The organism is Bradyrhizobium sp. NP1 (assembly GCF_030378205.1).
Classification (GTDB): Bacteria; Pseudomonadota; Alphaproteobacteria; order Rhizobiales; family Xanthobacteraceae; genus Bradyrhizobium.
Window position 1 is genome coordinate 4,689,802 of the sequence record NZ_CP127385.1, and the last position, 21,534, is coordinate 4,711,335.

Genomic DNA, 21,534 nt, shown 5'->3' on the forward strand with positions numbered 1-21,534 from the left:
GGCACCCGCATGATCGAACGATTTGATTTGAACCGAAGAAGTAAAGCCGTCCCTTTAAATGGGCCAGCACAGGATTGCGGTCGCTTGTGCCCGCCGCGTGGACAAACGCGGCACCTGGCTAGGGTAAGCAGCGCAGCCGCGCCCCGTCGGCAGCATCGTGGCCGTTTCACCTTTACCGAGGAACCGCCATCGTCATGATTGATCGTACAGCATGTGTGCAAAGTGCTGAGAGATCACGAACGAATTGGGCATCTTAGAAGTCTGGCTAGTCGCCTCACGGATCAGCGGACGCATGACGGCATCGCGGTCCTGATTGCGGATCTCGAAGCGCAAAGGGCTGCTCTGCACCCGGATTGAAAGGAGCGGCCCCAATCTGATCCGCGTCAACCCGATGATTTCCCCGGAGCACCGGCAGCATTTTCTTCGACCAATTTGACTGTCGAGATCGGCCATTGGCCTTCATGGCCTTGCCACGGAAACGCGCAGGCCATGCAGCTCATCGAGAAAGACCCTATCGATTGTTCCGGCTTTGCCGTCGGAGAAGACCACGGCTTTGCCGACAAGCTCGACCCGTGCGAAAAGCGCGGGACCGAAGCCCCGCGCCCCTATCATGTGCTTACTCCACCGACTGGCCAGTGCTGGCAACCAAGCTTCGCGCACGCGCAAGCAACTGCGCGTTAATGGCGACGATGATCGTGCTTGCCGACATGAGGGCGGCGCCAACGGCTGGACTTATGACGATCCCCCACGGATAGGCCACGCCGGCGGCCAGCGGAATAGCAACAATATTGTAACCCGTCGCCCACAAGAGATTTTGAACTATCTTTCGATAAGTCGCACGCGAGAGCGCCACGATGGCGAAAACGTCGCGGGGATCGCTGCGCACCAATACGACGTCCGCTGACTCAACCGCGATTTCGGTTCCGGCGCCAATCGCAATGCCGAGATCGGACTCGACCAAGGCTGGCGCATCATTGACACCATCGCCGATCATCGCAACGGTCACGCCGCGTGCCTTCACCTCGCGGACTTTCTCAAGCTTTTGGTGCGGCAAGACTTCAGCGAAGTAGTCGTCGAGACCAAGCCGAGCGGCGACCGACTTGGCAACCGCCGTGGCGTCGCCTGTGATCATCAGGCAGCTGATCCCCATGGCTTTGAGACGTGCGATGGCATCGAAGGACTCTTTGCGAATCACGTCGGCAAGAGCGATCGCGCCGACTGGCTTGTCATCGATCAGCAGGTAGACGACGGTATTGCCTTCGTCGGCCAATTCCTTGATACGCTCGTGCCGCGTGTCCAGTCCTCGCTTGCGGACATAGTCGGGGCTCACGACTCTGACGCTATGTCCTTCGATCACGGCCTCAGCACCTTGGCCCGGCAGGTTTTTGAAATCCCGGACCGGCTTCGGCGTGACGCTGCGCTGCTTGGCACCTCGCATGAGGCCCTGCGCAATCGGATGCTCTGATTGACTTTCAAGCCCTGCGGCCCACGCGAGTATCTCGCTCTCGCACAAATCAGACAGCGTCACGACTTCGACAATTCCAAACCGACCTTCTGTCAAGGTTCCCGTCTTGTCGAATAGCGCGGTGCCCAGATTGTGGGCGCGTTCGAACGCGGCGCGGTCGCGGATAAGAAGGCCATTCTGAGCCGTAAGCCGCGTGCTCACTGCAACGACCAGAGGCACTGCGAGACCGAGCGCGTGCGGACAGGCGATGACCATGACAGTTGCCATCCGCTCGATCGCATAGTCAAAGCCGAAGCCAAAGCCGAGCCACGCCACGAGGGTTGCGCCGCCGACGGATAGAGCAATGTAGGTCAGCCACAAGGCGGCGCGATTGGCCAAATCCTGGGTCCGCGAGCGGGTCTCCTGTGCCTGTTGGACCAGCGCAATGACCTGGGCCAGATACGTCTGATCCCCGGTCTTGCGCACAACAACGGTCACGGCACCCTCGCCGTTCACCGCCCCGCCGACAACCTCTTGGCCTTCAGTCTTCTCAACAGGCCGCGACTCTCCGGTCAGCATCGATTCATTGAAGCTGGAGTAACCCTTGGTGATCACACCATCGATCGGTACCCTCTCGCCGGGCTTGACCAAAACGCGGTCGCCCGGGCGCAATTCGGCGATTGGGACATCTTCGGCGTCTTCATTGGGTTTGAGCCGGTGCGCGGTCGCCGGCAGAAGCTGAACCAGCGCCTCCAAGGCGCGTGAAGCTCCCAAGACGGATTTCATTTCAAGCCAATGTCCAAGGAGCATGACATCGACCAGCGTCGCCAACTCCCAAAAGAACACCGTTCCAGGAAGGCCGAAGACCACCGCGCTCGAATAGAAAAAGGCGGTCGAAATAGCGACCCCAATGAGCGTCATCATTCCGGGCTGGCGTGCCGTCAGTTCGTTGCGGATTCCCTTGAGGAAAGGCCAGCCGCAGTAGAGATAGACCACGGCAGAAAGACCGAAGAGGACGTAAGACTCTCCCCTAAAGGCAAGACGCTCGCGCAGGCCGAGCGAGTCCTGCATGAGCGGCGACAAAGCGAGGATCGGAACGGTCAGGATCATCGAGATCCAGAATCGATTCCGGAAATCTGTAACCATCGCCGCGTGGCCGTTTCTGACATGCCCATGACCCATGTTCATGTGATGGTGCGCGATCGGACCCATATGGCCCATATTCCCATGAGGCATTGGTCACCCCCCAGCGTGAGCAGGATTGTTGTGACGTTCGGCGTTTGCGCTACCGTTGCGCGCACGTCTCCTGCGACCTTCGCGCCTGTCGATCGGAATCGTTCTTGAGTTGGACATCAGCTTCAGTGAGCCGGACTGCTTGGGGCAGGCAATTCATGCCGACCCTGCTTCCGAGATGATCTCGCGATTCAACTCCGTGTTATCTTCGCCGCACGTGTCAGATCCCACTTGAACAGATAGAATGAAGCGACGAGGAACAGAACGTCCTTCATCAGGAAGCCGAGTGGCAGGGTCATGATCGGGAATCCGCCCGCCTCACGGGCCCAGCCATCGGGCAGGAAAGGAATAATGCTGATGGTGCCGATGAAGGTTACGATCGACCCAAGCGCGCCCAGGATGCCAAGCCTGGGGCTCCAATAGCCAAGGAAAATGAGAGTGCCGAAGATCGTCTCGGTCGTCCCGAGGAAGAAACCCGCGCCGCGAACGCCGAAGGCCGGGAGCAGCCAAAAGACGATGGGGCTATGGCTGATCAAGGGGACCAGCATCTCGGCGGTGTACTGGCTCCACTTTTGGATGCTGAAGGCGAAGAACGTAAAGATCATCGCGGCACGAATCAGATGACGGTCAAGATCGCTTCGGAACGGGGCGGTCTTCGAAACATAAAGCATAAGCTGGTTCAACCGATTCATAATGTCGTTCCTCATTGCGCTTTTACGGTCCTCTGATTAATCGCGATCTAAAATTTGGTGGGTTGCGCAACGGGCAGATCTGCTGGCTTTGCGCCGTTCAGAATCTGGCCGGCGTAGATACCTACCTGACGATATCCAGCGGCGAGGCTCGCTCCGTAGCTCACCAAAAATCGGACCGTCACCAGTCATGGAATGTTGGTTCAATGCACCCTCCGCATACCCAAGGAAAGGTCCAATCGGCCGTGCGCCTTGCGCTCTCGGGGAGATACCTGCTCCAGGGCTCGGCTCGGACCGGATTGATTGACTGCCAAATGACGTCAAAAGTCCCGGAAGAATTTATTTTGCCTATCATGATTGGCTTGGAAAGATGATGATTCGTGTTCATCACAACCTCGAAGCCGCTCGGCGCCTTGATTCTCTGACCGTACATGGCCTGCCGGACCGCATCCACATCGGTGGTGCCCGCTTGGACAACGGCTTGCGCCCACATTCTGAAGCCAATAAAGGTCGCTTCCATCGGGTCATTTGTCATTTTGTCTCCTTGCTCGTTGAACTCAGCCCACATTTTCACGAACACTTTGTTTTCTGGTGAGTTGACCGCGTGGAAATAGTTCCAGGCTGCCAAGTGCCCGACTGGGACGATGCCTACGCCGAGCAATTCGCGCTCGCCGACAGAGAAAGCCATGACTGGAATCTCGTTGGCGTCCCCATGTTGGGCTGCGAGCTCCGCATAGAAGTGGGTATTAGCATCTCCGTTAATGGTTGATATCACTGCGGTCTTTTTTCCCTCCGAACCAAAGGCTTTGATCCTATCGACGATCCCTCGCCATTCGGAATAGCCGAACGGTGTGTAAATGGTCATAATGTCGTCTGGCGATACGCCCTTCTCGGCGAGATACGCGCTCAGGATTCGGTTGATCGTGCGCGGATAGACGTAGTCAGTGCCGAGCAGAACCCATCTGCGGATCTCGCCTCCTTCCTTGCTCATCAGATATCGAACAGCCGGAATTGCCTGCTGATTTGGCGCTGCTCCCGTATAGAAAATGTTTCGCGAGCTCTCTTCGCCTTCGTATTGTACTGGGTAGAAGAGTAAGCCGTTCAGCTGCTCGAAGATCGGCAGAACGGCTTTGCGGGACGCAGAGGTCCAGCAGCCGAACACAACCGCGACTTTTTTCTCCGAAAGTAATTCCCTGGCTTCTTTCGCAAACATGTCCGGATCAGACGCGGGATCAACTACTACCGGTTCCAACTTCCGTCCCAGCAGCCCCCCCTTTTTGTTTTGGTCTTCTATCAACATGAGAACGCTGTCCTTAAGTACCGGCTCGCTAATCGCCATGGTGCCCGACAAAGAATGTAGAATTCCGACCTTGATGGTGTCTTCGCTTGCGTGACCCGTTGAAACGAGAGACACAAGCCACAGACCGAACAATCCCGGTAGGACACCTCGCAGCATCGAAGTTGATTTCACGTCGCTGCCCCGATCAGCTCGAAAATGCGGGTTGCCTTTGTCATGCCCTTGGCAATGACCGACTCGATGGATCTGAACAGGAAACAATGACGAACTCGCAAGTAAACGCCTTCACTCACAAGGATAGCAGTCCCAAACTGCTTGTTCAGACCTTCGAGGCGCGCTGCGAGATTCACCGTATTCCCGAGAGCCGTGTAGTTCATGCGCTCGGCGGAGCCGAGGTTGCCGACCACGGCATCCCCGACATGAATGCCAAACCGTGTGAAGAATGGCTTCAGACCTTCACTTTCGAACTGAGCGTTGAGCTTTTCGCAAGCCAATCTGGCCGCAACAGCTGCCCGGCAGGCTCGCTCAACATGGTCGGGCTGTGGATTAGGTGCGTTCCAGAACACCATCATGGCGTCACCAATGAACTTGTCGATTGTTCCGCCTTCAGCGAGGACCGCCTCTGCAAGCACCGAAAAATAGCGCGACATCTGGTGCATGAGAGTGTCGGGGTCGACGGACTCGGCGATGGTCGTAAAATCCCGAACATCAGTGAAAAGGACTGTAATCTCCTCCCGAACTCCGCCAAGCTCTGTAGCGATGGAGTTATCGATGACCCGCTGGACGAGTTTTTTGGGAACGAAGCGAGCGAACGACCAAATGGCACGTTGCGCGAGACTCATCGCACTACCAAGCTCGTGAATTTCCCTGATACGTGATACGACCAGCTTGGGTGCGGGCTCAGCCAGATTTTGGAGCTTAACGGCTTCAGCCGTTAAGGCTTTCAGGGATAAAGACATTCGGCTGCCAAATATCCAAACGGCGGGAATGAAGACAGCGGCGGCAATAGTTGCAAGTATTAGTCCCGTGAACTGGAGCCTCCGAATATTTTGGGCAAAGTCTCCTTGGGCTCCCACTAACAGTATGCTGACGTTGTAGGGCTCGCCGAGAGGGAATTTCGCCAACCTAAACAGGTAGTCATTGCCTTGGTCGTCACGGATATTTCCATCGTAATGTTCGCGGCCGTGTGCCCCCCGCAGCACAGCCGCTGCGACCCCCGAGTTGATCTCCTTGATGTTGGGCAATTGTGGTTGAGATGGATGTGTCATCGCGCTGGTAACGAGTTGTGCAAAATCGGGGTCGGCGATGAGGGAGCCGGTGGAGTCGAAGATCAAGACGGTACCGTGCTTTCCTGGCCGTTGCGTTTGGACGAAATCGCTGAAAGTATCGAGCTTGAGATTGGCGGCAAGGACGCCCGGCACCTTGCCCCGCAGGGGTGCGCTAATCGTGATCACCGGTGCGCCAATGCTGGACGAAAGATAGGGCAAGGAGACAAGCAACTGGTCGGCTTTCATCGTGTCGTGATACCAGGGCTGCTTGCGGTCGTCGTATCCGTATTTCCATAGATCCAGTTGTCCGACATCATTGCCCTGCCGATCTTCAAAAATGCGTCGCATGGGCAGTTCGCCGCCCGGGCCAGGATGGATCGAATTGATGGCAATATCGGCCTGAGGTGTCGCGCGTAACTTCGCACGCTGCTCCTCGTTCAGGTCACTAGTGCGCCGGACCTGCAACCAAGCGCCATTTTCAAAGGCGACACAGATACTGTCAATTTGGGGCAGTTCCTGCAGTGCGGCTTTGAATAGTGCGATCGCCGGGTCGGTCTCGGTACTCTCATTTGATTCGGCTACGCTGGAACTGGTCGCCAGCACACGCACCAACGATGCTATAGCGGTCATCTCCGTCTGAAGACGTCCCGATGCCTTCGCGCTCGTCGCGTCCATATAGGCGGATGCAGCTTCCTTCGTTGCCCAATGAAGAGCCTGGACCTGAATAGCAATCAGCAGCGCGGCTAAAGCAATGATAAACGCCATCACCGCGACGGTGATTGAGGTTCGAAATGTCAACGTCAACCGATCACTTGGCCGCACCAGCTCTTTGAGTTGAACCTCCTGGGTCGCCATACCTGCTCTATCTCTGTTAACTCGTGCGCCCGGCCGGTTAGGTTAGAGTCGACCGTGCTGTTGGCGAAAAACGCGAGATGAATCGTCAGATGAGTCTCGCCAGCGGCCGACGCCTCTTGCCGGATACCTGGCGACGGGCCCATTCCTACGTTAATGCGAAAGCGCGAAACTGTCTGTTTTGGGAATGACGTGATTTAGGGGGCTTTGCGTCAATCACCCTTATTACTTTTCCGAACTGCTTCGCCTTGCTCTCGATGGCGACTACGACAGGACGTTGCGCTTCTGTCCGTGGCTGTTAGAGCGGCTACCACTCCTTTCGCGCGAATGCGGCATCATTCGTTCGTGACCGCTCGCCGATCAACGAGACAATCGATCGCCATCTTCGCCACGACGATCCCTAAGCTCATGGCCAATACAACCTCGAGTGCGGTCATCCCATCGGCAATTGTAGCGCCGACTAACTCAGACGTTGCCTGCGCCATGTCAGCAATTTGCATAAGGCCGCTCATCATCCTGAACGCGTAGACGCCGGGTATCATCGACACCACTGAGGCAAAGGCGATGGCTGCGAACGGCCAATGCCTGCGGCGCGAAACCGGGGCCAGCAGCAACCCGACGATAAGACAGGCCACGAGAGCGCCTGTTACGACTCCGAAGCCGAATTTGGTGATCGCAACCCACCGGACACCGTGGGCCAGCATACCGACGGCGACCGGCCATGCCAGCATGTTCATAGGGGTCGAGAAAAATACGCTGTAGCAAGCTACAGCGACGCCGGCCGCTATTACATCCAGCCATAGAGGCACCGCCGTGGCGGGCGGATCAACCGGCAACGACGCCTGGAACACCGTGAGGCCCAGCAGCAAACCGGCCGAGATCGCGACCACGACGAGCCCGGCATAGATCAGGCGTGCCGCACCGAGATGGATGCGGCCGCGGATCAAGTCAATCGCACCATTGAGAAAGTGCGGACCCGGCACAAGCACCATGCAGGGGCAGACCACGACCAACCGCAGCGCCGTGCTGAGTTGATAGCGCACCGCCAGTCCGCCGATGAGACCCGCAAGAAGTGCGGCGCAGAAGGGCTGAACGAAGATGTTCGCGCTCACCCTGGCGATGGCGCGGCGGAGCACGGCGCCCGCGCCCGCGCTCGCGAAGATCAGCGACGTGGCAAGCTGGTGCTGAATTCCGAAGATGATTGCTAGTGCGGCCGCGCCGACTGCTGCGACCAGGGCAAAGAGCCACGTCGGCACCGGCGGTGCTTTGGCGATGGTGACGATCCTTTCGTGCGCTTTGTCTGCTGAAAGCCGGCCCGCCTCTATTTCGGTGATCAATTGGATTGCCGACGCGACGCGCTCCATATTGACACCAGTTGGATCCGCCACGACGCTCGGGATCGATGTCAATCCTCCACCGGCTTGCCGCAACTGCAGCTCGCCCCAACGTGGCAACAGGTCGGCTGCGATCCCGAACTTGTCGCCGAGCCGCTGGCCTGCGACTATCACCTGATCCGTTGCCTGGCCGTTGACATAAAGGACCCTTGTGATCGCGAGGATGAGCCCGGAATGCTCTTCATTTGTCATGGCCCATTCTCCGGGATTGAAATACAGCCCTTTCAAGCGTCGGCTTGGCGCTTGGACAGATCGTCGCGCGTTAATTTCTCCTTTTAGCCAACGGCAGATGGCGTCCCTGCGGTAGCGACGTAGGGTTTCACCATCTTGGCAGGATCAACGACGTGGTCGAACTCGGCCTCGCTGACGAAGCCGAGCTTGAGAGCGGCAGCCTTCAAGGTCAGGTCGTTATCGATGGCATAATGCGCGATCTTCGAGGCGCGATCGTAGCCGATCACCGGCGCAAGCGCTGTCACCAGCATCAACGAACGTTCAACATATTCGTTGATCTTCCTCAGGTTTGGCTTGGTCCCTTCCACCAGGAACTTGCGGAAGTTGACGCAGCCGTCACTCAGGATCGTAACCGAGTGAGCGATGTTGAAGATCATCAGCGGCTTGTAGACGTTCATCTCGAGATAGCCGCCGGCGCCGCCAAAACCGACCGCAACGTCGTTCGCCATGACCTGCACGGCAATCATGGTGAGCGCCTCGCATTGGGTTGGATTGACCTTGCCCGGCATGATGGAGGAGCCCGGCTCGTTCTCCGGGATATTCAGCTCGGCAAAGCCGGCCCGCGGCCCGCAGGACATCAGGCGGATGTCGTTCGCGATCTTGTACAAGGACACCGCCAGCGTGCGCATCGTGCCGGACAGCTGCACCAATGCGTCATGGGCGCCCTGCACGGTGAACTTGTTCGGCGCGGTGACGAAGGGCAGGCCCGTCAGCTTGCCGATTTCGCGCGCGGCCGCCTCGGCAAAGCCGGGCGCCGAATTGATGCCGGTGCCGACCGCGGTGCCGCCGAGCGCCAGCCGGTAGACGCCCGAGAGCGAAGTTTCCAGCCGCTCCAGATCATCCGACAGCATGCCGGCATAGCCCGACCATTCCTGGCCCAGCGTCAGCGGGGTCGCATCCTGCATATGCGTGCGGCCGATCTTGACGATGTTGTCCCATTCCTTGGACTTGGCGGCGATGGCGTCGCGCAGCGCGGTGACCGCCGGGAGCAGCCGCTGCTTGACGTTCACGGCGGCCGCGATGTTCATGGTCGAAGGAAACGAGTCGTTCGACGACTGCGCCATGTTGACGTGATCGTTGGGATGCACGGGCTTGTGGCTGCCGAGCGGCGTGCCCGCGATATGGCTGCAACGATTTGAAATCACCTCGTTGACGTTCATGTTGAACTGCGTGCCGCTGCCGGTCATCCAGACGTGCAGCGGGAACATGTCGTGGTGCTGGCCCGCCAGGATTTCGTCGCAGACCTGGACGATCAGCTTGTATCGCGTGTCGTCCAGCCGCCCGCTCGCATGGTTGGCGATCGCGGCGCCTTTCTTCAGGATTGCGTAGCCCGTGATCATCTCACGCGGAATCAGATCTTTGCCGATGCTGAAATGCTCCAGCGAGCGCTGGGTCTGCGCTCCCCACAGCTTGTCCGAGGGGACCTCGACCACGCCGAGGCTGTCACTTTCTCTCCTGAAATTGGTCATCCGGTTTCTCCTTGCTTGGCCATTCACTCGAGCGCAAATGAATAGGTTCGTACTGCTCTTTGCTGGTGACGCTCTTGCGAACCACGCTAGCCGACCCGCAGGGTTCCCTAACTCCGATCAATTCCCGACAGCGTTCGGCTCTCTCGACGTTCGATCGACGTACCCATCAAGTCATGCTTCCGGGCATACGCGCTAATCGATGCGACTGTAAGCGGGGACGTAAGCCTTGTCGGCTATTAGGCGGCTGACATCTTTCGGGCGGGCAATTCGGGCGAGTCCATGATCGAATATGTATTCCGCGATCCGTGCCGCAACGTGCAGCGAAGCCGTCAATATCTTGTTCTGCGGCGGATAGATCAGGCCGACGTCGAGACTGTCTTGGTCGACTTGCTCGGCAACAGCGTTGGCGGCGACGATGAACATCTCGTCCGTCACCCGCTTGGCTTCGGTCGCATAGACTGCCATTCCCATGGCGGGGAAGATGTAGACGTTGTTGCCCTGGCCTGGCGCGAAGTGCTGGCCGCCGACGGTCAATGGAGGAAACGGACTGCCGCTCGCAAAGATCGCGCGACCCTTCGACCAAGTGTACGCTTCCTCCGCCGTGCATTCCGACCTAGACGTCGGGTTGGAGTACGGGAAGATGATCGGCCGCTCGTTGATCTCGGAAATGGCCTCGATGACTTTCTGGTTGAACAGTTTCGGGACTGTGCTTACGCCAATAATGCCGGTCGGTCTCAGTGCTTTGATCGCTTCGGCAAAGCTGCCTATCGGCGCGTGCTCGATCGCGAACGGCTTCTGAAAGTCCAAAAGCTTTCTCGATGACGTCAACAAGCCGTTGATGTCGAACAAATTGTTCCGGGTTCTCGCCTCCTGCAGGGCGAGCCCTTCCTTAGCCATCGCCTGCGAGATCAACTCGGCTATGCCGGTTGCGGCAGAACCGGCACCGAGAAAGAGGAATCTTTGATCGGCGAGCTTTTGGCGGCTGATCCGCAACGCCGCGTAAATGCCGGCCAAGGCCACCGAGGCCGTGCCCTGGATGTCGTCATTGTAGGTGCAGATTCTGTCGCGATACTTCGCCAAGATTGGGACAGCGTTGGTGTTGGCGAAATCTTCCCACTGGATGCAGCTTTTCGGGAAGAGCTCTTGTACCGCTTCGACGAATTCATCGATAAAGGCGTAGTACGGTTCGCCGCGCACGCGCGATTGGCGTAGGCCGAGATAGAGCGGATCTTCGAGCAGAGCTGCATTATTCGTTCCAACGTCGATCGTGATTGGGAGACAAAATTCCGGCGGGACACCTGCGCAAGCGGTATAGAGCGCAAGCTTTCCGACTGGAATACCCATGCCGCCGACGCCGAGATCGCCAAGGCCGAGTATCCGTTCGCCATCGGTCACCACAATGAACCGTACGTCCTTCTCTGGCCAATTGGAAAGCAATTGCTTGACGCGGCCCCTGGCCGAAATCGGCACGTAAACTCCACGGGCGGCATGGAAGATATGGTCGAACTTCTGGGAGGCCTCGCCAACGGTCGGCGTGTAGACAAGCGGCATAAACCCGGCGGGATCGGACATCAAGACCGCGTAGTAAAGAGTCTCATTTCGCGCCTGCAAGTCTGACAAGAACAAATACTTCTGTAGATCATTGTCCAACATAGCAAGCTGCGTGTGTATCCGGGCCATCTGGTGGTCGAGCGACGTGGGTACCGGCGGCAGCAAACCTTCAACACCAAGACTTCGCCGTTCTTCATCGGAGAAGGCCGTTCCCTTGTTGGTGTGTGGGTTGCGCAACAATGCATAACCTTTGCTACCAATATTCAAGGTCATGAACAGCTCCTAGTCGTTCAATGAGAGGTGACGTCGCTTCCCTTGAGACGCGCCGTCGGGTGATGCTCAGCCCAGCATGAGTTTGCGATGGACTTTATGGTTTGCCTGACCATCAGGCCCAGGTGACAACTCGCTGCTCGAGCCTTTACCAGGTTTCATTGCTTGCGGTCGCTTCGATATGCCCTTCAGTCTCACACGCGCGTGCTCTCTGAAATTGCGCCCATTCAGAACGCGTAGAGGATCATTGCGTAATCCTCCCAGCCGAGCGAGTTTAAAGTTGTAAGATGGCGTTAATCGTCGATGCTGAGAGGCCGTGTGCGAGGCACCCGATCCCGGTCCTGCAGATCCCAAAGTGGCGGTTCGAGCGCCTCGGACATTGTGGCGTTGGAGCAATGTCTGCGGCATGTGTATGGTCGATAGCCGACGCCACCGCCACCAACACATACACAACTGGCGACCGAGATTCAGTTCTGCCCGTCAACGAGGGGACGTCGTCGACTATTCGGTATCCTTACCAAGGACGTCGACCGACGCGATCGCTCACTTTGCTCGAATGGCGGCGACCCACATGTCAATAGGCCTCTTCTCGTTCAGCATCTCCGACAGATGATCAATTTACCATCCAGTTCTGCGTCCAGTCGTCGTTCTTGACGCTCCCACGTTGAGAGGACCTCGGTTGAAGGCACATCGGCCTTTCGAGGTTGGCGATGGCCGATCGGCGCCCGCCACGGCAATTGCGATGTCAGATCCAACGCGCGGTTTCGGGCCGAGACGGGTATCGCGACGTCGTTCTTCTCATTCTCTGCGCTGGCACTGACCTGGAGATCAGGGAAGACATCGACGTTTTCGTGCTTCTCAGCGGCAAAAACCGGCGCAAGCGAACCGAGGAGAGCAACGCCAGCCGCCACGAGTACACCATTGATGGCCGACTGTTTCATGATCGAGATTGAAGACATGACGACGATCCTTGTGTCGAGACTCTCTACGACTGACCCCAGTCTGGTGTCACCGTACTCATCCAGCCAAACCGCTTAATGCCGCCACAGATCGAGGATGTGCTCATCCATCTCACCATCCCCGATCGGTGTACCTGATTGAGGCGTCGCTATTCCTGAAGCAGAATTGATTCGGCAATACGCCAAACGGCCAGATGCGGTGGCTTGGCATTGCTGGTAGCTCGTGAAACTACAGTCGCCGCGCCCGCCACCACACTCGTCGCGTTGGATACAAAACGGATAGTCGCGAGCCGCGATCTGGTTGTCGACCGCGAAAGCGACCGCGGACGTCAGCGGCGCAAATAGGAACGTACGCATTGTTCTCCCCGCGTGAGACTGTCTCGACTGCGCGGCCATGGTGCATCTGACTTTTTTCAGCGGCTCGGTGCGATTTTCGTCCATCCGAATTCGCTCCCTCACCCGCCGGTAACTGCAAGTATCGTTTCCTTGATCTTTGCTTTGGCGTAATTGCCGGCCTGTTCCAGCTCAACATGCGGGAAGTTAGGCAATTCGTTAGCCGCAACCACACAGTCGATAACGGCCGGGCAATCGGCCTTGAGCGCTTTATCGATAACATCACGCAACTCGGCGGGCCTTTCGGCCTTGAAGCCTACCCCGCCGCAGGCCCGCGCTAGCGCCACATAGTCCGGATTGGGGAAGTCGATCCCGTGTTTCCAGGCCGGCACCCCGATCGCTTCGGCCTCAAGCGTGATCAGTCCGAAAGCCGAATTGTTATAGACGAAGCACTTCACCGGCAGCTTATGATGCACGGCAGTGAGGAATTCGCACATCAGCATGTTGAAACCGCCGTCGCCGCAGAGTGCGATGACTTGGCGCGAACGGTCGAGCGCCTGAATGCCGTTAGCCTGACCAAGCGCGGTGCCAACGGCGCCATTGTTGAACGAGCCGATGATCCGCTGCTCGCCACTCTGGCGGATCCAGTTACCGGACCAGAGCGTATTGAGCCCGGTGTCGATGACGAACACGGCATTGCGCGCGGCGAGGTCACTCACCGCACGCGCCACAGCCTGCGGGTGAACAAGGTTCTTGCTGCGCGCAAGATCGGATTGTTTGTCTAGCATCTCGTCCCAGGCCTTGCGCCGATCTGTGATGAAATCGAAGAATTCGCTGTCGCTCTTCGGCTTTACCCGACTGAGCAGTGATCTGATCGTCGGTCGCACAGACCCATTGACACCGAGCGCAGTCGGGGTGCGGCGGCCGAGCACACGCGCCCGATCGTCAACCTGGATGACGGCTCCCTTGCGGGGCAAGAATTCGGAATACGGATAGTCTGTGCCGAGCATCAAAAACAAATCGCAGCGCATGGCGGCTTGATAGACCGGTTTCGTCCCGATCATGCCGATGCCACCCATCCACCGCGGGTCGTTGTAAGACATAATGTCCTTGCCTTTGAAGGAATGGATCAGCGGTGCCTTGAGGCGATCGGAAAGCGCACGTAATTCTTCCGCTGCGCCATTACATCCAGCACCGCACATGATGACGATACGGTCAGCTTCGTCGATGCGACGAGCCATCTCGGCAATATCTGCTTCGCCGGCGGATATTTCGGGTCGCTGCTTGAGCGTTGTAACGCTCGTAACGCTGCCTTCGGACGTCGCGCCAATGACATCTTGTGGGAGAGTCAAATGTGCGACGCCGCGGCCAGCATAGGCGGCGGCGATGGCCTGATGGATAACGGCCGGCGCCTGTGCGGGCGATGAAATCGTTTCGGTATAGAGCGAGACATCACGGAATAGCAGGTTTGACTCTGTCGCCTGAAAATAGTCAGTGCCCTGCTTCTGGCGCGGCATCTCTCCGGAGAGCGCAAGAACCGGCGCATGGTCGCGATTTGCTTCGTAGAGGCCGGCGACGAGATGCGTGCTGCCAGGTCCGGTTGTGCCGCAACAAACGCCGAGCCGACCCGTGAGCTTTGCCTGCCCCGCGGCCGCGAGCGCAGCTCCTTCCTCATGGCGGACGCCGATCCATTCAATTTCGCTGTGACGAACGGCGTCGGCGATCGGATTAAGCGAATCGCCAATTAGTCCAAATATCTGCCTGACACCAACCTTTTCGAGCACGTCGACCAAAGTACCGGCTACTGTCTGTGACATCTACGTCTCCTCCAATTTCAAATTGTCTCTATCGCGACGCACGTTCGACCGACAGGACTTTCTGCTTGGCCTTTGGCCGGGCGCGCAAGCGTCACTCACTTGTCTAAGGTAGAGAGCCATTCCTAAGCGCCTTAGCTCGATCTGCTAACGCGAAAACGCAAATCTTGCTGTTTCGGGACTGACGTAGTTTAGGGTGTTTTGCGTCAATCATCGCGTCGCCCTCTGCCAAGCGAGCAAAGCACACCTTTTGTTTGGTAACCGCGATAACCGAGCATGTCGTTAGTGTTGTTGCATGAGTTCTCTTTGATTGCGAACGACCTCAAGAAGAGGGCCGCCCGATGGGAGCAAAGTGACAAGTTGCGGGAAGGCAAACGCTTCACTGCTCCGCGACGCGAACGAGATCCTGCTTCAAGAGATAGAGTGAGACGGCAAGCAGCACGGTGTCCTTCATCAAGAACGGGACATTGCCAGTCATAGCCGGAAAACCGGCTGCGGGATCCCAGCCGTCCGGCATGAACGGAATGATCGTAACCGTTCCGACGAAGGTCGCGGTCGAACCGAGGGCACCGAGGATGCCGAGCCGCTTGTCCCAGAATCCTGCAAGCAACAGCGCGCCGAATGTCCATTCCGACACGCCGAGTAACCAGCTCGCACCCTGGTGGCTGAACACGACGTACAGCCAAGAGATCAGCGGACCGTTGCTGATGAAGGGAACAAGCCGCTCCGCCTCGTACGCCCACCACTTCTGGTAACCGAAGAGAAGAAATATGATTACCATCGAGACGCGGATAGCGTGGTAATCGAGATCTGACGTGAGCAGGATCGACCTACGTAGCTTTCCGACAAACGGATTAAGTGTGGTGTCCATAAGCGCGTTCATTGCTTACTCCTCTACGCGGCAACCGAGCGATGCCGGAAGTCGATTGGGTGTGTGCTTGTGAGATACGTCCAAGAAATTCGGGTGGTAGAGAGTCTCACGCAATCCTCATCGGTGCACGAGTTCAACGTTGTAAGAAAGTGTTAATTGTCGGGGAGCCACAGCCGCGTGCTGCTCGAAGATCGACCGTCTCGAACTCTTCAGGACAAACCACTCCACGACGGTTCGGGGAAGTCGTCAGGAGGAGATTTGTATGGATCGATATCAAGGACTCTACGCATTGCCCTGCAGGTGCAATTCAGTAACGACGATTAACACCATCTCACAACACTGAGCTCGCTTCTGTTGGGAGTTTGCTGGATGCTTGTCCCCAATCGGAAGGCAACAATGCAATTCCGCTTGAGGAGCGCCATGCGCGAGACAGAAGGACTGGTCAAGATAGCGGAACCCCGCGAGATTTTTGGTACAGCGCCGACGGCAAAGAGGCCCATCACTTGGAGCATGACGGCCAAGGCGGCTCCGCAAGAGCCTTCGGAGTTCGAGTCCTTGTTACTGGCAATAGCGGGACACGATCTCCGGCAGCCACTTCAAGTGATCCAAGGCGCTCACGATTTCCTCGGTCTTGGCGTTCGAACGGCGTCCGAGTTGCGTCTGCTGCGGGCCGGCCAGAGTGCTATCGATCGGCTGAAGGACCAGCTTGATCAGTTACTGGCCGCTATCCGGTTCCGCGAGCATGCGGAGGGAGTGAAGTTGACGCCGGTTCCAGTTGGGCCCCTGCTTCGACAAGCTCGTCACGAGCAAGAGATTGGCGCCCTACGCAAAGGAGTCAGCATTCGGACCGTCCAAACCACCGCCACGATACACGGCAACGCGCTGCTTCTCAGCACCGTCCTGCGCAACTTGGTTAGCAACGCTATCAGATACACAGAACCCGGTGGACGCATTCTCCTGGGTTGCCGTCACGTCGGCGAGAGCATTCGTATCGATGTCTATGACACTGGAATCGGCATGACCGCGGACCAAATGCCTAGAGTTTTCGAGGCTTTCACTAGGCTGGATCCGGCGCGACGCGATGGTTTGGGCGTCGGCCTCTTCATCGTGCGCCAGGCCGTCGGCATATTAGGGTATCGCGTCGATATCAACTCAGAGCCGTCGCAAGGGACCCGATTCTCGATCTTCGCACCAAGAGCCTAGAAAGCAGCAGTGCAACCGCGTCAAGCTGAGTCGCTTCGGGGAAACAATGTTCGGAGCGCAGCCATGAAGTTTGTGTTCGTGAATGACAGGGCGCCCCGCGCACCGTCTACATGCGCGCATTGTTCGACTTCGATAGCAAGGAGCTATCTCCGAGATCTGTCCTCTAAGACGCTGTACTGCGATCGCAAATGCTACCTTAGTGCAACTGTACCGTTTGCGGGGACAGGTAATGATGGCTTGTCAATACTTGGCCTCCAGTGGGCTGACGATTTTCAGCGCGCCCTTTTCGGCGGCTTGGACAATTAGGAGGAGCTCATGCTCCTGAGCAGCCTAATTGGGCGTCGCTCCAGTACCCGGCCCTTCCGCTAAGCGAATCGAGGGGCACCTTTGAGAGATTATCGGGCGACATGATTGCCGAGTGGACAACCAATCCCCACTGTCGATCAAAGACTGCCTCATTTCGCGTAGGAATGGGCGCGGCAGCCCCTCATTGCGATCTTCTCCCGACTGTTCGGAAATACAAATATGAAGCCACCCATTTGCCTCCAACCCCGATTCCGACTCCAACCACGGTATCAGCCAGACGCAGGACTGGTTGCTGCCAGGCATCTGTGGGACTAATCGCAGCAACAACCATGACGACCACGGTGGTTATTCCCGTAGTGACAATGTCGTCTTGTCGCCCCAAAAGCATCATTGCCAATGTGCCGATCCCAATTAGCGCAGCTAGGCCTGGTACGGTGAATGGGAAAACCCAAAGATAGGGCAAGCACAGTGCGAAGCTCACGCCCGTAGCTACCAACCGGCTCGCTCCTGCCGACAAACTGTCGTCCCGCGAGCCCCGAAACACAAAGAGGGTAGCCACCGCCGACCACATGCCTCCTAATAGATCAGAATCCATGCGGACCATTGAGGCTAACGCGTAGGTCATGGTCCAATAGGAGATCGCGCACACGATTCCCATATTTAGCGAATAGACGAGCTTCCAAGACGAGAGCCTTGCCCGAACAATCATACCATCACCTTTTTCGGCGCTGGAAGCCAAGCTATCCTACTCAACGACTTGTCTTCAGGATCAGAGAGCCTTGTGGTCGCGGGTAGCCGCTTCCAGCTCGGCCTTTATGCCGAAGAAACTCTCGTCAAGCGCAAGTGGATTTTCACGATTGAGGCCGATCAGCTTAGCCCTCGCATCGCCACCTCGCGCGACTTCGAGGGCGTTGGCCTCTATTCCCTCCACGATCGCAGCGGAGACATCGACCGCGGACTCGCGTGCGAAACCAAGATCCACCCCCGCCTTAGAAGTTGCCATCATCGGAGTTTCAGTGGCGATCGGATAGACCGTCAATACGTGCACGCCCTCGCCCTTGAGCTCACGGCGCAGCGCCTCACCGAAGCGGGCAAGCCCGGCTTTCGTGGCTGCATAGCTCCCATAGAAAGGCACGCCGGTCAGCGCAGCCGCAGATGTCACGTTGACAATCAGCCCATGGCCACTCACGCGCAAGTATGGTAGTGCCTCTCGCGTCAACAGGATTGGCGCCAGCAGATTGACCTCGACCATGGCCCGAATCTCGCCTTCGGAGATAGTCTCGATCCGTCCGGCCCGCACCGCGCCAGCATTGTTCACGAGGATGTCCATGCCGTCGAATTCTGCCTTCGCATAAGCCAGAATCTTCTGTCGATCCGGACCTCTGGTGACATCCGCCGCAATCGCTCCTATGCTCGCGCCGAGCACCTTGAGCTCAGCAACAGCCCGGTCTAGCTCCACTTGTCGCCGACCCACAATTGCCACGCGCGCTCCGCGCGCCAACATTGCCCGCGCTAGCGCCAAGCCGATGCCGCTGGAGCCGCCAGTGATCACAACGCGCTTCCCCTTCAAATGCATTGCTCAATCCTTCTGCTCAAGGCGCTCGGCTGTCGACTTCGCCATTTGCAACAGGGTTATGGCCCTAAGCTCGTTCTAGCGAGCATACCCTACTCCTGATCGAACAGCTAAGCCTCTATGGCTGACAGTCTTTCAGCTAGGCCAAAGACGCCAGAAGAGCTCTTGCATCTCGAAGATCCGGTGTCTCAAATTCTTCCGCAAAGCGGTCGTAAACGGGTGCCAAGATGCTCCTTGCCTCTTCCCGCTGGCCTCCCTCGGAAAGCAACCGCGCGAGTGTTGTGGCCGAGCGCAGCTCGTAAGCAAGAGCAGATTGATCTCGCGCAAACCTTAGCGACTGCCTAAGGCAATCCAGAGCAGCCGCAACGTCCTTTTGTGGCGCGGCCGCGAGCACCTCAGCTTTTAGGCGCAGCAGTTCGGCTATGTGAAAGGTCGCTCCTAAGCTCGTCGCCTGGCCTATCGCTCCGTTAACGGTCAATAGAGCTTCGCCGAACTGGCCCGCTTTCAATAGCCCCTGCGTCAGGGCGCCCGCAAATACAGTCAGGAGGATATTGTGGTGTTCGGAATGCAAGGCTCCAAGTGCGGTTCGTAGCAATTCGATACCAACGTCTGCTTGTCCACGTGCTGCTGCGATCTCATCTTTCAGACCGGTGCCGACGGCTTGACTGGCTTGCAGGGGAGCTTGCTCCAGCGGGGGACGCGCCACGGCGGCCACGAAGCAATAGCCTCGGCCCGCGACGTTAGAAATGTACCGGGCGCCGTCCAGACCATCGCGGAGCACTTTGCGAAGACTAGCGATATGCACACGGAGATTTGCTTTTTCCACAACGACGTCTGGCCAAGCCCGCGCGATGAGCTCCTTTTGGCTGATAACTTCGCCGGCGCGCTCTACCAAGACGGTCAAAAGATCGAGCGCACGACCGCCAATCGGAAGTGCTTCCTCCCCCCTCTTCAATAACCGCTCAGCTACGGAGAGTTTGAATGGGCCAAAGGCAAACACGTTGTTGACGCGCAAACCGTCGATCTCAGGAATGGGCTCAGATGCGCGCTCTTCCATCGGCGAAGTCCCAGCCTCAAAGCGCTGGAATCTAACTGGCATACGTGTGCGACCCCTTGTGTCGAGCTCTAGGAGCATGGCACGCTTCCATCTTGGCTTAGCTTCGAACAGATCCGCAGGTTTCGATAGCGTCCGCTACAACGTTTGGATCACAACCCGCGCGGACATCGGCACTTTACCGCTGATCATCGCACGCGCGTCCTCTCCAAGGATTCTGACCGTCGTATCTCGCGCTCCTCGTCTGAGAACTTGGAGCATAGCGACGTGTCGTTTGGTCGTCTTTATGGTTCCTGCGATAGTTTTCGCCAAAATGCCGTGTTTCTTTCGCGGACCGTATGCGTCTGCTACGCCGGTAACGTGAATTGAAATACGACCCCGCGCGGCTCTCACTAGCGAACCAGCGGGCAGCCTCCCTTAGAGAGGGGTCTCGTCACTTCCTCTCCAGGGATCGCGCGGACGAGCTTATAAAGATCCCAATCGGATGAAGATTCGCTCGGCGTCTTGACTTCGAATAGGTAGTTGTCCCGCACCACTCTGCCGTCGATCCGGAGTTTGCCTTTGTTGGTCATTGGATCTTCGATGGGAAGGTCGCGCATTTTGGCCATGATAGTATCCGGATCGCGCGTGCCGGCCGCCTTAACGGCCTTGAGATAGTGATTGACAGCGCTGTACACGAGCGCCTGATCCCAAGTCAGAGGACGTCCCATCCTATTCGCGAATTTGGCAGACCGCCCGCTCGTCTCATCATTCAGATTCCAGTAGAACTGGCGCCATATAGGCGAGTGTGCCCGCGATGAACTCGGGCGGCGCGGGCGCTTGTCGCTCACGTGGAAGGCGTGACGCAATGCCGAAGCCTGTAAGTTTGACCGATCTGGTGTCGTAGTTCACCAAGAGATTGACGGGCTTGATGTCCTTGTGGACGAGGCCGCGCTCGTGGAGCTTGCCCAACGCTACAGCGGTGCTGATCAAGCGAGGTGCAAAAAGCGTCCCACCTCCATCGGATTGGCCACGCGCAGGTCGAGCGGCTCGCCGCCGGAATCCTCGAGCAGCAATGTGGCCCGATCGCCTTCGCGGATGAGCTCCAGCGGTCGGGCCGCCCATGTTCCGTCCAAATCGTCCTTCAACCCATATTCGTGAATGAGGCGATCAAGGATGGCTGGACGCGGATGCTCGGCTGCGGGCGAGACCGCTGGCCCGGTGCTGCGGTTTCCGTCGGCGTCCAGGCGCCATCCTCGGGAGAAGACACAATCCCCGTCCTCCCACACGACCTGGAAGTTGCTATTCCTATCGGTATCAAACCGAGTAGATGGACTCACTGTCGACTCCATCACTCCGCCAATCAAGGCCCTGCGATCCCGCGCACCCGACTGGCCGGTCCGAGATTAATCCGAGCTAACTTGCCACGTACGGTGCGCTTTGACAATTTCACCCCTTGTCCAGCAATCGGCTGAACGGGACACCGGGTTCTACGCAGACATGTTCTCGCTCGCTTCGAAGGAATGCTTTCCAGTAGAGCTAGGTAAATTTGGCAGGATGGGCTTCTTGCCTCCTCTCACTGGCCATACTCGGAAGGCGACCCCGTAAGCTTGTGGCCGAGCTGCAGGGCTGAAACGGGCCAACGTATCGAGCGACCTTTCGGTGTGCATGGCCGCGCTCGGGTTAGCTTCGACCAGACTTGAAGCTTTGGACCGCGCGTCCGCTACGGCCTTTCAGATTACAA

The 21,534-nt window shown here is 57.7% G+C and carries 19 protein-coding genes and 1 pseudogene; 1 reads left to right on the top strand and 19 read right to left on the bottom strand.

Annotated elements, in window-relative coordinates; all coding sequences use genetic code 11:
• Positions 1 to 192 precede the first annotated feature (192 nt).
• The 13 genes and pseudogenes from QOU61_RS22705 to QOU61_RS22765 all read right to left on the bottom strand — a co-directional run bounded on the left by QOU61_RS22705 (position 193) and on the right by QOU61_RS22765 (position 15,687).
• Positions 193 to 453 carry a hypothetical protein gene (locus QOU61_RS22705; RefSeq protein WP_289662312.1) on the bottom strand — a complete coding sequence of 87 codons (261 nt, stop codon included), beginning with the start codon at positions 451 to 453 and terminating at the stop codon, positions 193 to 195.
• Positions 384 to 612 (bottom strand): annotated as a pseudogene (locus QOU61_RS22710) (PRC-barrel domain containing protein). The gene QOU61_RS22705 and the pseudogene QOU61_RS22710 overlap by 70 nt, the downstream one beginning before the upstream one ends.
• Before the next feature lie 4 nt (positions 613 to 616).
• Positions 617 to 2,656: a heavy metal translocating P-type ATPase gene (locus QOU61_RS22715; protein WP_289653430.1), complete on the bottom strand. Its 2,040-nt coding sequence runs from the start codon at positions 2,654 to 2,656 to the stop codon at positions 617 to 619.
• A 212-nt stretch (positions 2,657 to 2,868) separates the two neighbouring features.
• A complete protein-coding gene (locus QOU61_RS22720) occupies positions 2,869 to 3,369 on the bottom strand; it encodes a DUF417 family protein (protein ID WP_289653431.1) in 501 nt (166 codons plus the stop codon).
• A gap of 178 nt (positions 3,370 to 3,547) precedes the next feature.
• Positions 3,548 to 4,822 (bottom strand): urea ABC transporter substrate-binding protein, encoded by a 1,275-nt coding sequence (gene urtA, locus QOU61_RS22725; protein WP_502876970.1) that lies wholly within the window; start codon positions 4,820 to 4,822, stop codon positions 3,548 to 3,550.
• Between the two features lie 11 nt (positions 4,823 to 4,833).
• Positions 4,834 to 6,786: an adenylate/guanylate cyclase domain-containing protein gene (locus tag QOU61_RS22730; RefSeq protein WP_289653433.1), complete on the bottom strand. Its 1,953-nt coding sequence runs from the start codon at positions 6,784 to 6,786 to the stop codon at positions 4,834 to 4,836.
• Positions 6,787 to 7,118: 332 nt separating this feature from the next.
• Positions 7,119 to 8,369, bottom strand: a complete 1,251-nt coding sequence (locus tag QOU61_RS22735) for a threonine/serine exporter family protein (protein ID WP_289653435.1) — start codon at positions 8,367 to 8,369, stop codon at positions 7,119 to 7,121.
• An 83-nt stretch (positions 8,370 to 8,452) separates the two neighbouring features.
• Positions 8,453 to 9,877: a class II fumarate hydratase gene (gene fumC / locus QOU61_RS22740; RefSeq protein WP_289653436.1), complete on the bottom strand. Its 1,425-nt coding sequence runs from the start codon at positions 9,875 to 9,877 to the stop codon at positions 8,453 to 8,455.
• A 192-nt stretch (positions 9,878 to 10,069) separates the two neighbouring features.
• On the bottom strand, positions 10,070 to 11,701 hold the full coding sequence (locus tag QOU61_RS22745) for an NAD-dependent malic enzyme (RefSeq protein ID WP_289653438.1): 1,632 nt from the start codon (positions 11,699 to 11,701) through the stop codon (positions 10,070 to 10,072).
• A 590-nt stretch (positions 11,702 to 12,291) separates the two neighbouring features.
• A complete protein-coding gene (locus tag QOU61_RS22750) occupies positions 12,292 to 12,657 on the bottom strand; it encodes a hypothetical protein (RefSeq protein WP_289653439.1) in 366 nt (121 codons plus the stop codon).
• 75 nt (positions 12,658 to 12,732) lie between these two features.
• On the bottom strand, positions 12,733 to 13,098 hold the full coding sequence (locus tag QOU61_RS22755; protein WP_289653441.1) for a DUF3551 domain-containing protein: 366 nt from the start codon (positions 13,096 to 13,098) through the stop codon (positions 12,733 to 12,735).
• 14 nt (positions 13,099 to 13,112) lie between these two features.
• The gene (locus QOU61_RS22760; protein ID WP_289653442.1) at positions 13,113 to 14,807 is read right to left on the bottom strand and encodes a thiamine pyrophosphate-binding protein; all 1,695 of its coding nucleotides are present in this window, start codon (positions 14,805 to 14,807) and stop codon (positions 13,113 to 13,115) included.
• 376 nt (positions 14,808 to 15,183) lie between these two features.
• Positions 15,184 to 15,687 (bottom strand): YkgB family protein, encoded by a 504-nt coding sequence (locus QOU61_RS22765; RefSeq protein ID WP_289653443.1) that lies wholly within the window; start codon positions 15,685 to 15,687, stop codon positions 15,184 to 15,186.
• Positions 15,688 to 16,095: 408 nt separating this feature from the next.
• Here QOU61_RS22765 and QOU61_RS22770 point away from each other — a divergent pair, with 408 nt between their 5' ends.
• The gene (locus QOU61_RS22770; protein WP_289653444.1) at positions 16,096 to 16,878 is read left to right on the top strand and encodes a sensor histidine kinase; all 783 of its coding nucleotides are present in this window, start codon (positions 16,096 to 16,098) and stop codon (positions 16,876 to 16,878) included.
• A gap of 487 nt (positions 16,879 to 17,365) precedes the next feature.
• On the opposite strand, the gene QOU61_RS37225 is transcribed toward QOU61_RS22770, so the two are convergent.
• From QOU61_RS37225 to QOU61_RS22795, 6 genes are all read right to left on the bottom strand, one after another.
• Positions 17,366 to 17,893 (bottom strand): FUSC family protein, encoded by a 528-nt coding sequence (locus QOU61_RS37225; RefSeq protein ID WP_354142543.1) that lies wholly within the window; start codon positions 17,891 to 17,893, stop codon positions 17,366 to 17,368.
• 60 nt (positions 17,894 to 17,953) lie between these two features.
• Complete coding sequence (locus tag QOU61_RS22775; protein WP_289653445.1) at positions 17,954 to 18,760, bottom strand: SDR family NAD(P)-dependent oxidoreductase; 807 nt, start codon at positions 18,758 to 18,760, stop codon at positions 17,954 to 17,956.
• Between the two features lie 136 nt (positions 18,761 to 18,896).
• A complete protein-coding gene (locus QOU61_RS22780) occupies positions 18,897 to 19,814 on the bottom strand; it encodes a winged helix-turn-helix domain-containing protein (protein WP_289653446.1) in 918 nt (305 codons plus the stop codon).
• Between the two features lie 389 nt (positions 19,815 to 20,203).
• Positions 20,204 to 20,641, bottom strand: a complete 438-nt coding sequence (locus tag QOU61_RS22785; RefSeq protein ID WP_289653447.1) for an ABC transporter substrate-binding protein — start codon at positions 20,639 to 20,641, stop codon at positions 20,204 to 20,206.
• On the bottom strand, positions 20,559 to 20,783 hold the full coding sequence (locus tag QOU61_RS22790) for a protein kinase domain-containing protein (RefSeq protein WP_289653448.1): 225 nt from the start codon (positions 20,781 to 20,783) through the stop codon (positions 20,559 to 20,561). Before QOU61_RS22790 ends, QOU61_RS22785 begins: the two co-directional genes overlap by 83 nt.
• A complete protein-coding gene (locus QOU61_RS22795; RefSeq protein WP_289653449.1) occupies positions 20,780 to 20,938 on the bottom strand; it encodes a hypothetical protein in 159 nt (52 codons plus the stop codon). The genes QOU61_RS22790 and QOU61_RS22795 overlap by 4 nt, the downstream gene beginning before the upstream one ends.
• Positions 20,939 to 21,534 lie beyond the last annotated feature (596 nt).